We start from the raw sequence: 14343 nt of genomic DNA on the forward strand, positions 1-14343 counted from the left end.
TTCAGCCCGGCTTTTTTGTTAGGAAAAATGCATGTGCGGCGACAAAGCCGGGTCGCGCCGGTTTTCATGGGCGTCAAATCATCTAGATTGTCCGTGGACAGGCATAGCAACGAGGATAACGCATGACGGTTGGCCGGACGCTTCTCAGATCAGTGCTTGTCGCGGCCGCATTGGCCGCCGGTCTGCAGATGGCGTTCTCTGACGAATGGCGCACCACGTCGTCGCTGATCGGCGAGTCCAAATATGGCGACAACTTCCAGCGCTATGACTATGTCAATCCGGATGCCCCCAAAGGCGGCACGCTGAACAGGGTTGTCATTGGCACCTTCGACAGCTTCAATCCCTATATCGTGCAGGGATCGGCCGCAGCGGGCCTCGTCGCGTTCGGCGGCGGCCTGCTTTACGATACGCTGATGGAGCAAGCGACCGACGAAGGCAGCACAAGTCACCCGCTGATCGCCGATGCTTACAAATATCCAGCCGATTATTCGTCGGCGACATATCGGCTCGATCCACGTGCGAAATGGCATGACGGCCTGCCGATCACCACCGATGACGTGATCTGGTCGTTCCAGGTGCTGAAGGCCAACAGCCCGCTCTATAGCCGCTATTTCGAGAACGTCACCGAAGCCATAGCCGTCTCCGACCGCGAGGTCGAATTCCACTTCAACCAGAAGGGCAACCGCGAACTGCCGAAGATCCTCGGAGATCTCGTGGTGTTGCCAAAACATTGGTGGGAAGGCACGGACGCCAACGGCAACAAACGAGACATCACCAAGCCGACGCTGGAGATACCGCTCGGTTCGGCGGCGTACAAGATCGCCAGTTTCAAGCCGGGCTCGGAAATCGTCTGGCAGCGCGTACCCGATTATTGGGGCGCCAAGGTACCGGTGAAGATCGGGCGGGAGAATTTTGACACCCAACGCATCAGCTACTTCCTCGACGACAACGCAGCGTGGCAGGCCTTCACCAAGGGCGGCTTTGACGATTTTCGCGTCGAGCAGCGCGCCCAACGCTGGGCGATCGACTACACTTTTCCGGCAATAAAGTCAGGCGACGTCATAAAAAAGGAATACCCCACGACGTCACCGGAACCCATGCAGGCCTATGTCATGAATACGCGGCGCCCGCTGTTCCAGGACATGCGCGTGCGCCAGGCGCTAACCTACGCCTATGACTTCGAGAGCATGAACCGAACCATCTTCTTCGGCGCCTATACGCGCACGGACAGCTATTTCGAGGGCGGAGACCTGGCCTCAACCGGCCTGCCACAAGGCAAGGAACTGGAAATCCTGCAGCCATACCGAGACAAGCTGCCGCCGGAGTTGTTCACGCAGGAATTCAAACTGCCGGTCTATGACACGCCGCAATCGGGGCGCGAGAATTTGCGCAAGGCCTACGACCTCTTCAAGCAAGCCGGCTGGGTCAACCAGGCCGGGAAGCTGGTGAATGCCAAGACCGGCGAGGTGTTCAAGATCGAGTTTCTCGGCAACGACCCTATCGACGAACGCGTCGCCTCGCCGTTCATAGACAACCTACGGCGCCTCGGCATCGATGCCACGCTGCGTATCGTCGATGACAGCCAATATACCAACCGAACGCGTGCGTTCGATTTTGACATGCTGGCGCTTGCGAGTTTCGCCCAATCCAATTCGCCCGGCAACGAACAGCGCGATTTCTTCAGTTCTACCGCAGCCGACCGGTCAGGGTCTCGCAATCTCGCCGGGATAAAGAACCCTGTCGTCGATGCGCTGATCGATCGCGTCATTTTTGCAACCGACCGTGACGATTTGCTGGCTGCGACCCATGCGCTCGACCGGGTGCTGTTGTGGAATTATTACATGGTGCCGCAATGGCATCTGGGAAAAGTTCGAGCTGCATACTGGAACAAATTCGGCATGCCGGAGAAACAACCGAGCTATATCGGCGTCGACCTCGATTCCTGGTGGATCGACCCGGAAAAGGAAAAGGCGCTGGCGGCCAAATACAAGGGCAGCAATTGATGGCGGTTCTTCCCCGCCGCGACTTCCTGACCTTGAGCGCCGCGGCTGCAGCGGCAGCGCTGCTGCCCGGCCGAGCCTTCGCGAATGTTGCGACTGGCGTGAAACTGCATGGGCTGTCCGCCTTCGGCGATCTCAAATACAAGCCGGACTTCGCCCATTTCGACTATGTGAATGTCGATGCGCCAACCGGCGGCACTTTCAACTTCGCGCCGCCGAACTGGGACTACAATCAGAATACGGAAACGTTCAACACGCTGAATTCCTTCACTTCCAAGGGCGACGCACCGCCGCGCATGGAGATGTGTTTCGATTCACTGATGGTGACGGCACTGGACGAACCAGACGCCGTGTACGGCCAGCTTGCCAACGACGTGACCTTGTCAAATGACCGCAACAGTTACGAGTTTTCGCTGAGGCCCGAGGCGCGCTTCCATGATGGCACGCCGCTGACGGCCGAGGATGCAGCCTTCACCTACAAGCTCTACAAGGACAAGGGCCATCCGAAGATCACGCAGGCACTGAAGTTTCTGAGCGATGTCGTGGCGGTCGATGATCATACGCTGCGGCTCACCTTTTCAGGCAACCAGTCAGCCCGCACGGTACTCAATGTCGTCCAGTTTCCGATCTTGTCGAAGACCTTCTACACGGCGAACCCGTTCGACTCTTCGCAATTGAGCGCACCGCTGGGGTCTGGCGCCTACAAGGTTGGACGATTGTCCGCGGGAACGTGGATCGAATATGAGCGCGTCGCGGACTATTGGGGCCGTGACCTTCCGGTCAATCGCGGCCGGAACAATTTCGAAGTGGTCCGCATCGAGTTCTACCAAAATCGCACGGCCGGCTTCGAAGCCTTCAAGAAAGGCGAGATCCTTTATCGCGAGGAATCCGTCTCACGCATCTGGGCAACGGGTTATGATTTTCCGGCTTTCACCTCCGGCAAGGTGGTCAAGAACGAGTTCCCGAGTGAAAAGCTCCCCTCGATGCAGGCAACCGCCGTCAACCAGCGGCGTGAGCACTTTCGCGACGCACGGGTGCGGCAAGCGATCGCGCTCTGCTTCGATTTCGAATGGACGCGCCGCAACTTCTTCTACGGGTCGTACGAGCGCTCACAATCCTGTTTCGAGAAATCGGATTTTCGCGCCGAAGGACCGCCCCCACCGCAAGAACTGGCGCTGCTGGAGCCATTGCGCAGCCAGCTTCCAGCAGAAGTCTTCGGCGAGGCTGTGACCCAGCCCGCATCCGATGGCTCCGGCCGCGACCGCAAGCTGCTCGGCCAGGCGGCAAAGCTTCTCGCCGCGGCTGGCTGGAAACGGTCCGGCGATTTCGTCGTCAACGACAAGGGCGAGAAGCTCTCTGCCGAATTCCTGGTCGACGACGATCTCTTCGTTCAAGTCTATTCGCCCTGGGTCGCCAACATGAAAGCCGTTGGCATCGATGCCACGATCCGCCTGGTGGATTCGGCACAATACCAGTTGCGGCAGGCGACGTTCGATTTCGACCTGATCTCAGCCGCCTTCAGTTTCAGCGCGACGCCGACCCGCGACGACCTCGAGATCATTTTCCACTCGAGCACCGCCAATGCCTCCTATTCCCGCAACTTGCCCGGCACTTCAAACCCGGCGATCGACGCACTGATAGATTCGGTGGGTGCCGCCAAGGATCGCGAAAGCCTGACAGTTGCGATGCGGGCGCTCGACCGGGTCTTGCGCGCGCGGCTCGATTGGATTCCAAGTTGGTTCCTGGCGAATCACCGAAGCGCCTATTGGGACATGTTCGGCTTTCCCGAACAGAAGCCCGATTTCGGCTTTCCGGTCGAGGCGCTGTGGTGGTTCGACAAGGGCAAGGCGACAAAAATTGGCAAAGCCTGACATTCACCTACGCACGGGACAGACGGACTGATGGGTGCCTACATCCTGCGCCGCATCCTGTTGATGATCCCGACACTGCTGGGCATCATGGCGGTATCGTTCGCCGTCATACAGTTCGCGCCGGGTGGGCCGGTCGAGCAGGTCATCGCCAAATTGACGAACCAGGGCGGCAGCGATCGCCTCGGTGGCGGCGGGGGCGACACGGGCGGCAGCAATTTCGACGTCGCCGGCGATGTCGGTTCGAAATACCGGGGCGCACAGGGACTGGACCCGGAATTCATCAAGAAGCTTGAAAAGCAGTTCGGCTTCGACAAGCCGCCGCTTGAACGCTTCGGCATGATGCTGTGGAACTATGCCCGCTTCGATTTCGGCAACAGCTATTTCCGCGATATCTCGGTACTGGACCTGATCCTCGAGAAGATGCCGGTATCGATTTCGATCGGGCTTTGGATCACGCTTCTATCCTATATGATTTCAATCCCGCTCGGCATCCGCAAGGCGGTCAAGGACGGTTCGGCGTTCGATGTGTGGACCAGCGGCGTCGTCATCGTCGGCTACGCCATTCCCGGCTTCCTGTTCGCCATCCTGTTGATGATCCTGTTTGCCGGCGGCTCGTTCTGGGACTGGTTTCCGTTGCGTGGCATCGTCTCCGACAATTGGGACCAATTGTCCTGGCCGGCGAAGATCTTCGACTATTTCTGGCATATGACCCTGCCGCTGACAGCGCTTGTGCTGTCGGCCTTCGCCACGACGACGCTTTTGACCAAGAATTCCTTCCTCGAGGAAATCCGCAAGCAGTATGTCGTGACCGCGCGCGCCAAGGGCCTGTCTGAACGGCAGGTGCTCTACGGCCATGTGTTCCGCAATGCCATGCTGATCGTCATCGCCGGCTTTCCGGGCGCCTTCATCTCGGCCTTCTTCACCGGCTCGCTGCTGATCGAGAACATCTTTTCGCTCGATGGCCTCGGCCTGCTCGGCTTCAAGTCGGTGGTCGAGCGCGATTATCCGGTGGTCTTCGCCAATCTCTACATCTTCTCGCTGCTCGGGCTGTTTGTCGGGCTGCTGTCGGACCTGATGTACACCTGGGTCGACCCACGCATCGATTTCGAGCGGAGAGACGTCTGATGTCGGGGGTGGAGATCGCCGCCGAGACGACGCCGGGTCGGACAGCCAGACCCAGGTTCTCGCCGCTCAACCAGCGCCGCTGGCAGAATTTCAAGGCCAACCGGCGTGGCTACTGGTCGCTGTGGATCTTCCTCGTCCTGTTCGTGCTGTCGCTGTTCGCCGAATTGATCGCCAACGACAGGCCGCTTATCGCCTCCTACAAGGGCGAGATCCTGTTTCCGGTGCTGGTCGCCTATCCCGAGGAAAAATTCGGCGGCTTCTACGCCGTGACAGACTATCGCGATCCGGTCATCCAGGATGAGATCGACGCCCACGGCTGGACGCTCTGGCCGCCGGTTCGTTACTCCTATCAGACCGTCAACAATGCCATTCCCGAGGCTGCCCCCGCCAAGCCTTCCTGGCGCTATGATGCCGCAGCACGCTGCAAGCAGTATCCGCAAGGGGCCGCCGATCCCAACTGCATCGTCGGCAACTGGAACTGGCTGGGCACTGACGACCAGGCCCGAGACGTGCTGGCGCGCGTCATCTACGGCTTTCGGGTCTCGGTGCTGTTCGGGCTGATCTTGACCACGGGCTCCGCGCTGATCGGCGTGGGGGCGGGCGCCATGCAGGGGTATTTCGGTGGCTGGACCGATCTTCTGTTCCAGCGTTTCATCGAGATATGGTCGGCGATCCCGGTTCTGTACCTGCTGCTGATCGTTGCCGCCATCCTCCCTCCCGGTTTCTTTATCCTGCTCGGGCTGATGCTGCTGTTCTCCTGGGTGGCGCTGGTCGGGGTGGTGCGCGCCGAGTTCCTGCGTGCCCGCAACTTCGAATATGTCAACGCGGCCCGGGCGCTCGGCGTATCCAACCGCACCATCATGTTCCGGCACCTCCTGCCCAACGCCATGGTCGCGGCGCTAACCTTCCTGCCCTTCCTGCTCTCGGGCTCGATCTCGACGCTGACCTCGCTCGATTATCTCGGCTTCGGCCTGCCGCCCGGCTCGGCTTCGCTCGGCGAACTGCTGAAGCAGGCCCAGCGCAACCTCAACGCGCCGTGGCTCGGCATTTCCGGCTTCGTCGTCATTTCGCTGATGCTGTCGCTGCTGGTTTTTGTCGGCGAGGCGACCCGCGATGCCTTCGACCCGCGCAAGACATTCAAATGAGCGAAGCCCCTCTCCTCTCCGTTCGCGATCTCAGCGTCGCCTTCTCGCAAGGCGGCAAACAGTCGATAGCCGTCGACCACATCTCGTTCGACATCGCCAAGGGCGAGACTGTGGCGCTGGTGGGCGAATCCGGTTCCGGCAAATCGGTCTCGGCGCTTTCGGTGCTGAAGCTGCTGCCCTATCCGACCGCCAGCCACCCGTCGGGCAAGATCCTGTTCCAGGGCAACGACCTGCTTGCGCTGAACGAGAAACAACTGCGCCAGGTTCGCGGCAACAAGATCACCATGATCTTCCAGGAGCCGATGACCTCGCTCAATCCGCTGCACACGATCGAGCAGCAGATCGTCGAGATCCTGAAACTACACCAGGGAATGGCCGGCCGCCCGGCCAAGGCGCGCACGCTGGCCTTGCTCAACGAAGTCGGCATCCGCGAGCCACAGAAGCGGCTGGACGCCTATCCGCACCAATTGTCCGGCGGTCAGCGCCAGCGCGTCATGATCGCCATGGCGCTGGCCAACGAGCCTGAACTGCTCATCGCCGACGAGCCGACAACGGCGCTCGACGTCACGGTGCAGGCGCAGATCCTCGAACTGCTCGCGGGGCTGAAAAGCCGCAAGAACATGTCGATGCTGTTCATCACCCATGATCTCGGCATTGTCCGCAAGATCGCCGACCGCGTCTGCGTGATGACCAAGGGCAAGATCGTCGAAACCGGGCCGACGAAGGAGATCTTCGCCAATCCGCAGCATCCATATACGCGCCATTTGCTGGCCGCCGAGCCAAAGGGCAAGCCGCCCGCCGCCAACAGTGCCGCCAAACCGGTGATGACGGGCCATGACATAAAAGTCTGGTTTCCGATCAAGAAGGGGTTCTTCCGGCGCACGGTCGACAATGTGAAGGCGGTGGACGGCATCGACATCACCGTGCGCGCCGGGCAGACGCTCGGCGTCGTTGGTGAATCGGGTTCCGGCAAGACGACGCTCGGCCTGGCGCTGGCCAGGATGATTTCGTCGACCGGCATCATCCAGTTCAACGGGCGCGACATCAACCAGCTCTCGTTCAACGCGATGCGGCCGCTGCGGCGCGAATTGCAGATCGTCTTCCAGGACCCGTTCGGCTCGCTCAGCCCGCGCATGTCGATCGCGGAGATCATCGAGGAAGGGCTGAAGATCCACGAGCCAAAGCTGTCGCCCGACCAGCGCGACAGCAGAGTCATCGATGTGCTAGGCGAAGTCGGACTCGATCCGGAGACGCGCAACCGCTACCCGCACGAATTCTCCGGCGGCCAGCGCCAGCGGGTCGCCATAGCGCGCGCCATGGTGCTCAATCCGCGCTTCGTCATGCTGGACGAGCCGACCTCCGCGCTCGACATGAGCGTGCAGGCGCAGGTGGTCGACCTCTTGCGCAATCTGCAGGCAAAGCACGACCTCGCCTACCTGTTCATCAGCCACGATCTGAAAGTCATCCGGGCGCTGGCCAACGAGGTCATCGTCATGCGCAATGGGCTGGTGGTCGAAGCTGGCCCATCCGAACAAATTTTCGAACGGCCGCAGACCGACTATACTCGGGCGCTGATCTCCGCCGCCTTCAAGATCGAGACGGCGCCGGTCGACGTCGTCAGCCAGTGATCTGCATCTAATGGAACAGAAGACCGCAATGGAAAAAGGCCGCATCCTGCTTGCCGTGACTGGCTTTCACCCGCAACGCTGGCACGAATTGCTGTCGGCGGAGCGCGACGTGGTGCTGGAGCCGGACGGCGCCAAGGACCCGTCGATCACCTATGCGGTGGTGTGGAAACAGCGGCCTAACCTCTTGTCGTCGCTGCCCAATCTGCGTGCCATCTTCTCGATCGGCGCCGGCGTCGATCATATCTTCGCCGATCCAGGCCTGCCGAAGGTTCCGATCGTGAGGGTCGTTGCCGGCAATCTCACCCAGTACATGACCGAATATGTCGTCTGGCGGGTGCTCGATCATCACCGCCAGGGCCTGCTTTACCGGTCGCAGCAGAAGAAAAAGATCTGGCATGATCCGCCACAGCGGCCGGCCGGCGACATTTCGGTCGGCATCATGGGGTTCGGTACGCTCGGGCGCGCGGCGGCGTCGGTGCTGCTGTCGCTCGGCTTCACGGTCAATGGCTGGGCGCGCGGCGACAAGCCGATGGCAGGTGTTTCGACCTATGCTGGCGAGGCCGGATTGGTTCCCTTCCTCAACGCCACCGACATTCTGGTCGTGCTGCTGCCCCTGACCCCCAACACCCAGGGCATCATCAACCATGGACTGCTGAAGGAACTGCGCAAGCGCAACGGCCTCGGCGGCTCCGTGCTGATCAATGCCGGGCGCGGACGCCTGCAGAAGGATGCCGACATCGTGCGCGCCCTGGACGACGGCGCGCTGAAGGAGGCGAGCCTCGACGTGTTCGAGGTCGAGCCGCTGCCCAAGACCAGCCCGCTGTGGGGCCATCCCAAGGTGTTCGTCACGCCACACGCGGCGGCGACCTCCGACCCCGTGCATCTGGTACCGACCATGCTGCGCCAGATGGACGCTTTCGAGCGAGGTGAAAAGCTGGAAAACCTGGTGGACCGCGACGCTGGATATTAGCGCCGCAAGACTTAGCCTGGCAGCGTCAGCTTGGTCTGCTTGGTAGGCTTGCCGCAGTCACGGCGGGTGATCGAACGATTCATCGCGTCGATCTTGCCGCTTGCGGCTTCGGCGTCTTGCTGGCTCTTTGAACGTGTGTCCATCATGAACGGGCCAAAGCCCATTGCCGGATTGGAGAAAGTCGGCTTCGCGGTTTGCGGCGACAGGTGATATTGCTGCGCCAGGCCGTTGCGCTGAGCCAGCAGTTGATCGCAAGGGACCGTATCGTATTGCAGCGACGACTGGATGTTCGCATCCTGCCTTTCCGCCAACGAATTCTCCATGCAACCGGCCACAGCCAGGCAGGATGCCAATACCATCATGTTCCAACGCATGGGGTGCTCCATATAAACGCGCCTTCGGTGGTGTCAGTCGGGGTTCAAGAATCCTGCTTTTTCGCAGTCACCGCAATGGTCGTTCGACACGAAGCGAAAAAACCTGCATCCCTTCCCGCCAACGACGAAGACAGTGCCGCGACCACGATCAACCCCTCGACCGCCTGGCGGCGATCCTGCCGGATAATCTTCGTTTCCAGTGACAGGATCGAGAAACCGTTGTCGGCGAGCACCCTGCGCACATAAGTTTCAGAATGAGCATAGCGGCGCGACGGCTGCAGCACAAAGTCACCATGCCATCCCGCATCGCCGATCTTCTCGACCGAGAACACAAACAACCCGTTGTCAGCAAGCATCGCCGCGACATTCTTCACCACACCGTCGAGCGAGCCGACATAGATGAAGACATCGGCCGCGGTGACCAGTTCGGCCTTGTCGCCCGCATGCACAAAATCCTGCAGATTGGCCTTGGTGAGGACGTCGTAGATGTTCTTTGCCCGCGCCTTCCCGAGCATTTTGGCGGAGATATCGACACCCTCAAGCCGGTCGGCGATAGGCCGCAGCCTTTCACCCATCAGGTACCGCAGCCGAGATCGAGCACCAGTCCGAACCGACCCGGCCTGGCAGCCCGAATGGCCGCGTCGAGAAACTCGGGCACCCGGTAGCCAAGCTTCTCGACGAGAGCGTCATCGAAGCTTTCGGCATAGTGGTCGAACAGCGTTTCGACAAAGGCACTGGGCGGCGCTCCTTTTGCCGGCTCCCTGCCGATCAATTGCAGCTTGAGCGCGGCGCCCTGGCGATCCGTGGGATCGAGCTTCAGCGATATTGTCCAGGCCTGCGCCGCGAGATCGAATGCGCCCGCCGTCTCCTGCATCTCGCCAAGGCGATACCAGCCCATCGCCCATTGCGGCACCAGTTCCATGGCGCCAAGCAGCAGTTCAGCCGCCGCCGCGTGGTCGCCCGATGCATGGAGCATCTCGGCATAGTCGGCACGACGATCGGCGTTCAAGTCGCCGGACGAGGCCTGAAGCGGCTTCATGGCAGTGGTTCCGCCGGCGGATGGAGCCGGGATGCTGTGTATGCTGGAGTCAGCAGTGACTTACAACAGGCTTCCCGCGACGCAATTCATGCCTATCTTGGGAAACATGCGCGCCAGTGACCTGCTTCATCCCCGGCCCGAAGGCCTTTATTGCCCGCCCGGCGATTTCTTCATCGACCCGGTGCGGCCGGTCAACCGCGCCCTGGTCACGCACGGCCATTCCGATCATGCCCGTTCCGGGCACCGCTCGGTGCTGGCAACCCGACAGACGCTGGACATCATGGCACTTCGCTATGGCGAGGGGTTTGCCGGCGCGACGCAAGCGGCCGGTCTCGGTGAGGCAATCGCGCTGAACGACGTCACCGTCACCTTCCATCCGGCCGGGCATGTGCTGGGCTCGGCGCAGATCGCGGTGGAACACCAGGGCATGCGCATCGTGGCGTCCGGCGACTACAAACGCCAGAAGGACGCCACGTGCCTGCCGTTCGAGCCGGTCACCTGCGACGTGTTCATCACCGAGGCGACCTTCGGCCTGCCGGTGTTCCGTCATCCGCCCGATACGGAGGAAATCGCCCGCCTGCTGAAATCAACCGTGCAATTTCCCGAACGCGCGCACCTGGTCGGCGCCTATGCGCTGGGCAAGGCGCAACGGGTGATGAGACTGCTGCGCGATGCCGGCTACGACAAGCCGATCCATATCCACGGCGCGCTGGCGAAGCTCAGCGGCTATTACCAGGGCCAGGGCATCGATCTCGGCACGCTGGAGCCGGCAACCATCGAGACCGGCGGCAGGCAAGATTTTGCCGGCGCCATCGTCGTCGGCCCGCCATCGGCCTTCGCCGACCGCTGGGCGCGGCGCTTTCCCGATCCGATCTCATGCTTTGCTTCCGGCTGGATGCGCATCCGCCGGCGCGCCAAGCAAGGTGGCGTCGAGCTGCCGCTGATCATATCCGACCATTCCGACTGGGACGAACTGACGGCGACGATCAAGGAGACGGGTGCCGGAGAAATCTGGGTCACGCATGGTCGAGAGGAAGCGCTGGTGCGGTGGTGCGAGCTTGAGGGCATCGCCGCCCGGCCGCTGCACCTCGTCGGCTATGAGGACGAGGGCGATTGAGCTGATGGGAACAATCGCCGATGTGGCGCTCTACGGTGCCCCCCTCTGTCCTGCCGGACATCTCCCCCTCAAGGGGGGAGATCGCATGTCACCTTCGCTTTCGCAAATCTCCAACATCACAAAGGAAGTGCGGTCGGCGGGGCTTCCGATCTCCCCCCTGGAGGGGGAGATGTGCGGCAGGACAGAGGGGCGCGCGACAGAACGCAAACCTCATCCATTATCGCGGTCCACACCCTCATGAACCGCTTCGCCGAACTTCTCGACCGACTGGTGCTGACGCCGTCGCGCAACGGCAAGCTGACGCTGCTGACCGACTATTTTCGCAGCGTCGAGGATCCGGATCGCGGACTGGCGCTGGCCGCGATCACCGGCGACCTCAATATCGCGGCGGTCAAGCCCGCCATGCTCAGGTCCCTCGTTGCCGAGCGGATGGACCCGGTTCTGTTCGGCTATTCCTACGACTATGTCGGCGACCTCGCCGAGACGGTCTCGCTGGTCTGGCCGCAGGCGCAGGAGGCCATTCCGAACCGTGTGCCGACGCTTGGCGAGGTCGTCGGCAAACTGCAGGCGGCCAGTCGCTCAGACGGGCCCAAAGTGCTGGCCCGGCTGCTCGACAGCGCCGGCATCTCGGCCCGCTTCGCCATCATAAAGCTGGTTACCGGTGGCCTGCGCATTGGCGTCTCGGCGCGGCTGGCGAAACAGGCGCTGGCGGATTTCGGTCAGGTCGATGTCGCCGAGATCGAGGAACTCTGGCATGGGCTGACGCCGCCCTATGCCGAACTGTTTGCCTGGCTGGAGGGCAAGGCGGAGAAGCCGAAGAAGACGGCGCTCGCCCTGTTCAGCCCGGTGATGCTGTCCAACCCCGTCGGCGATGGCGACCTCGAAAAGCTCGATCCGGCCGACTATGCGGCGGAGTGGAAGTGGGATGGCATCCGCGTGCAGGCGGTGTCGGAAGGCGGCGTCCGGCGGCTCTACTCGCGCACCGGCGACGATGTTTCGGGCGCCTTCCCCGATCTTGCGGAGGCCATGACCTTCGACGCCACTCTTGATGGCGAGCTTCTGGTCGGCGATCCCCGGGAGGCGACTGGTACCTTTTCGGACCTGCAGCAGCGGCTGAACCGCAAGACCGTGACCCCGAAGATGCAGCAGCAATATCCGGCCTTCATGCGCTGCTACGACCTGCTGCAGCTCGCCGGCGAAGATGTGCGCGGCCTGCCCTTCCGCGAGCGGCGCGACCGCCTGGAGAGATTCGTGAAAACGCTGGAACCAAGCCGCTTCGACCTGTCGCCCTTCGTCACCTTCGACGACTGGCATACGCTGGAGGAACTGCGCCGGGCGCCGCCCCACCCGATCATCGAGGGCGTCATGCTGAAGCGTTGGGATGCACCCTATCTCGCCGGTCGTCCCAAGGGGCCCTGGTTCAAATGGAAGCGCGACCCGCATACGGTCGACGCGGTGCTGATGTATGCCCAGCGCGGTCACGGCAAGCGTTCGAGCTTCTACTCGGACTACACATTCGGCGTCTGGTCCGGCCCGGAAGGTTCGGAGGAACTGGTGCCTGTCGGCAAGGCCTATTTCGGCTTCACCGACGAGGAACTGAAGCAGATCGACAAATATGTCCGCGACAACACGATCGAGCGTTTTGGCCCGGTCCGCTCGGTGCGGGCCGACCGCAAGAACGGCCTCGTGCTGGAAGTGGCATTCGAAGGGCTCAACCGCTCGACACGACACAAATCCGGCGTAGCCATGCGCTTTCCACGCATTTCAAGGCTACGCTGGGACAAGCCTACCGATGAAGCCGACCGCATCGAGACGCTGCGGGCGCTGCTCGATCGCTAGCTTGTGGCCTCCACAATGCGCAGAACTTACTGGGCGATCGAGACGCGGATCTCGTAGATGTCGACTGCCTTGCCCTGCTTGTCGAAATCGGAATTGATGGCGATGGTGCCGGCGGCGCCCGGATGCTTGTCGGCAAACGGCACGTCGAACAGATATTCGTTGCGCTGCTGGCCAACCGCATAGCGCTTGCGGCCGCAATCACCGAGTTCCCCAAAGTTGCAGTCGACGGAGATCTGCGTCTCCTTGCCTTCCTCGGAGCGGGCGATGATGTCGAACACGGCGTGCTTGCCGGCGAGCTTCTCCAATATGCCCTGCCCGACGTCGAAGCTTATGGCCGAGCCGGATGTGCCCGAACGTATCCGCAGGAACGACCCCGTGTCGTCCTTCATCACCTCGGCCTTGGCATCGGACGGCGCGCTGACATGCGACGCATCGCTCGGTGAAAACACATTGATCCAGTCCCGCGACTGATCAGACGCGCCCGGCTTTTGCGGCGAGCCACTGTTGGCCGAGGGCGTGAAGTCGTCATCATTCACGGTCGGAGAAGCTTCGGGCGGGGCCGTGTCGAGCTGGGCCCGGGTCTTGAAGACGCCAGTCTGCATGGCGAAGAAAAGCCCGATGCCGACAGCCGCGAGCAATGTCACGCCGAGGAAGATGGCGGTCAGAGGCAAGCGGCGCCCTCTTATCCGCCGCTCGTCACGGTCAGGGGCCACCTCGGCCGCGGCTCCTGCCGAACCGGACATATCCGTCGGCGCGCCGGGGAGGACGGCGTCGGGCATGATATCGGGAACGACCGGCAGCACGCGCGAATGCGGCGCATCGGCAGCTGGGCCGACGGCAATCGATGGCACGGACGCGGCTTCGCCGTTGCCCGAAAGCTCTATGGCCGGCGCACCGCCTTGCGCTTGCTCCCCGCCGGAAACAGCCGGAATGTATTCAGATTCGATTTCGGCGATCTTGGCCTGCACAGCCTTGCGGCGCTTGATGGCGACTTCCACCGTGACGTTCGGATTGGCCTGCAACGCGCGGTCAAGCGCCGCGAAGGCCGAGCGATAGACCTTTTCGCGAAACGCCCGGTCGTCGGCATTGCCCTTTTCCAGGGCGTTGCGGATCGCTTTTTCGATCGCGTCCAAGCGAATTCCCTCTGCACGTTCGCTTACATCGCATGATCGTTAGCCGCAGGCGACCAATCAATCAACGGGCGAGCGGCCGCATTCTGCCTTGCCGATGAATTC

At 61.8% G+C, this 14343-nt stretch carries 10 protein-coding genes and 1 pseudogene; 8 read left to right on the plus strand and 3 right to left on the minus strand.

Going from position 1 to position 14343, the window contains the following annotated elements:
* Positions 1-122: 122 nt before the first annotated feature.
* Genes LGH82_RS14695 through LGH82_RS14720 form a run of 6 tightly spaced genes read left to right on the plus strand, consistent with a single transcriptional unit; the run spans position 123 to position 8739 of the window.
* Positions 123-2003, plus strand: a complete 1881-nt coding sequence (locus tag LGH82_RS14695; protein ID WP_227349147.1) for an extracellular solute-binding protein — start codon at positions 123-125, stop codon at positions 2001-2003.
* Positions 2003-3871 carry an extracellular solute-binding protein gene (locus LGH82_RS14700; protein ID WP_227349148.1) on the plus strand — a complete coding sequence of 623 codons (1869 nt, stop codon included), beginning with the start codon at positions 2003-2005 and terminating at the stop codon, positions 3869-3871. The genes LGH82_RS14695 and LGH82_RS14700 overlap by 1 nt, the downstream gene beginning before the upstream one ends.
* A gap of 30 nt (positions 3872-3901) precedes the next feature.
* Positions 3902-4996, plus strand: coding sequence for a microcin C ABC transporter permease YejB (locus tag LGH82_RS14705; RefSeq protein ID WP_227349149.1), 1095 nt, complete (start codon positions 3902-3904; stop codon positions 4994-4996).
* Entirely contained in the window at positions 4996-6141 is a 1146-nt protein-coding gene (locus LGH82_RS14710; RefSeq protein WP_227349150.1) for an ABC transporter permease, read from the plus strand. The genes LGH82_RS14705 and LGH82_RS14710 overlap by 1 nt, the downstream gene beginning before the upstream one ends.
* On the plus strand, positions 6138-7769 hold the full coding sequence (locus LGH82_RS14715) for an ABC transporter ATP-binding protein (protein WP_227349151.1): 1632 nt from the start codon (positions 6138-6140) through the stop codon (positions 7767-7769). Before LGH82_RS14710 ends, LGH82_RS14715 begins: the two co-directional genes overlap by 4 nt.
* A gap of 28 nt (positions 7770-7797) precedes the next feature.
* Positions 7798-8739 carry a 2-hydroxyacid dehydrogenase gene (locus LGH82_RS14720; RefSeq protein ID WP_227349152.1) on the plus strand — a complete coding sequence of 314 codons (942 nt, stop codon included), beginning with the start codon at positions 7798-7800 and terminating at the stop codon, positions 8737-8739.
* Between the two features lie 11 nt (positions 8740-8750).
* Here the strand turns inward: LGH82_RS14720 and LGH82_RS14725 are convergent, their stop codons facing one another.
* Together LGH82_RS14725 and LGH82_RS14730 are read right to left on the minus strand one after the other, a co-directional pair.
* Entirely contained in the window at positions 8751-9050 is a 300-nt protein-coding gene (locus LGH82_RS14725) for a hypothetical protein (RefSeq protein WP_227349153.1), read from the minus strand.
* A gap of 107 nt (positions 9051-9157) precedes the next feature.
* A pseudogene (locus LGH82_RS14730) lies at positions 9158-10152 on the minus strand (methyltransferase domain-containing protein).
* Positions 10153-10258: 106 nt separating this feature from the next.
* Between LGH82_RS14730 and LGH82_RS14735 the strand changes: the two are divergent.
* Together LGH82_RS14735 and LGH82_RS14740 are read left to right on the plus strand one after the other, a co-directional pair.
* A complete protein-coding gene (locus tag LGH82_RS14735; RefSeq protein ID WP_227349587.1) occupies positions 10259-11269 on the plus strand; it encodes a ligase-associated DNA damage response exonuclease in 1011 nt (336 codons plus the stop codon).
* Positions 11270-11506: 237 nt separating this feature from the next.
* Positions 11507-13108, plus strand: a complete 1602-nt coding sequence (locus LGH82_RS14740) for a cisplatin damage response ATP-dependent DNA ligase (protein ID WP_227349154.1) — start codon at positions 11507-11509, stop codon at positions 13106-13108.
* Between the two features lie 26 nt (positions 13109-13134).
* On the opposite strand, the gene LGH82_RS14745 is transcribed toward LGH82_RS14740, so the two are convergent.
* Positions 13135-14241, minus strand: coding sequence for a hypothetical protein (locus LGH82_RS14745; protein WP_227349155.1), 1107 nt, complete (start codon positions 14239-14241; stop codon positions 13135-13137).
* Positions 14242-14343 lie beyond the last annotated feature (102 nt).

Origin of the sequence: Mesorhizobium sp. PAMC28654, assembly GCF_020616515.1 — a bacterium.
In the GTDB taxonomy this organism is placed as follows: Bacteria; Pseudomonadota; Alphaproteobacteria; order Rhizobiales; family Rhizobiaceae; genus Mesorhizobium.

Bases quoted from the DNA above. Each gene is read 5' to 3' on its own strand.
- LGH82_RS14705 (WP_227349149.1), top strand. From the start codon at position 3,902: ATGGGTGCCTACATCCTGCGCCGCATCCTGTTGATGATCCCGACACTG.
- LGH82_RS14695 (WP_227349147.1), top strand. From the start codon at position 123: ATGACGGTTGGCCGGACGCTTCTCAGATCAGTGCTTGTCGCGGCCGCA.
- LGH82_RS14710 (WP_227349150.1), top strand. From the start codon at position 4,996: ATGTCGGGGGTGGAGATCGCCGCCGAGACGACGCCGGGTCGGACAGCC.
- LGH82_RS14735 (WP_227349587.1), top strand. From the start codon at position 10,259: ATGCGCGCCAGTGACCTGCTTCATCCCCGGCCCGAAGGCCTTTATTGC.
- LGH82_RS14700 (WP_227349148.1), top strand. From the start codon at position 2,003: ATGGCGGTTCTTCCCCGCCGCGACTTCCTGACCTTGAGCGCCGCGGCT.
- LGH82_RS14740 (WP_227349154.1), top strand. From the start codon at position 11,507: ATGAACCGCTTCGCCGAACTTCTCGACCGACTGGTGCTGACGCCGTCG.
- LGH82_RS14715 (WP_227349151.1), top strand. From the start codon at position 6,138: ATGAGCGAAGCCCCTCTCCTCTCCGTTCGCGATCTCAGCGTCGCCTTC.
- LGH82_RS14720 (WP_227349152.1), top strand. From the start codon at position 7,798: ATGGAAAAAGGCCGCATCCTGCTTGCCGTGACTGGCTTTCACCCGCAA.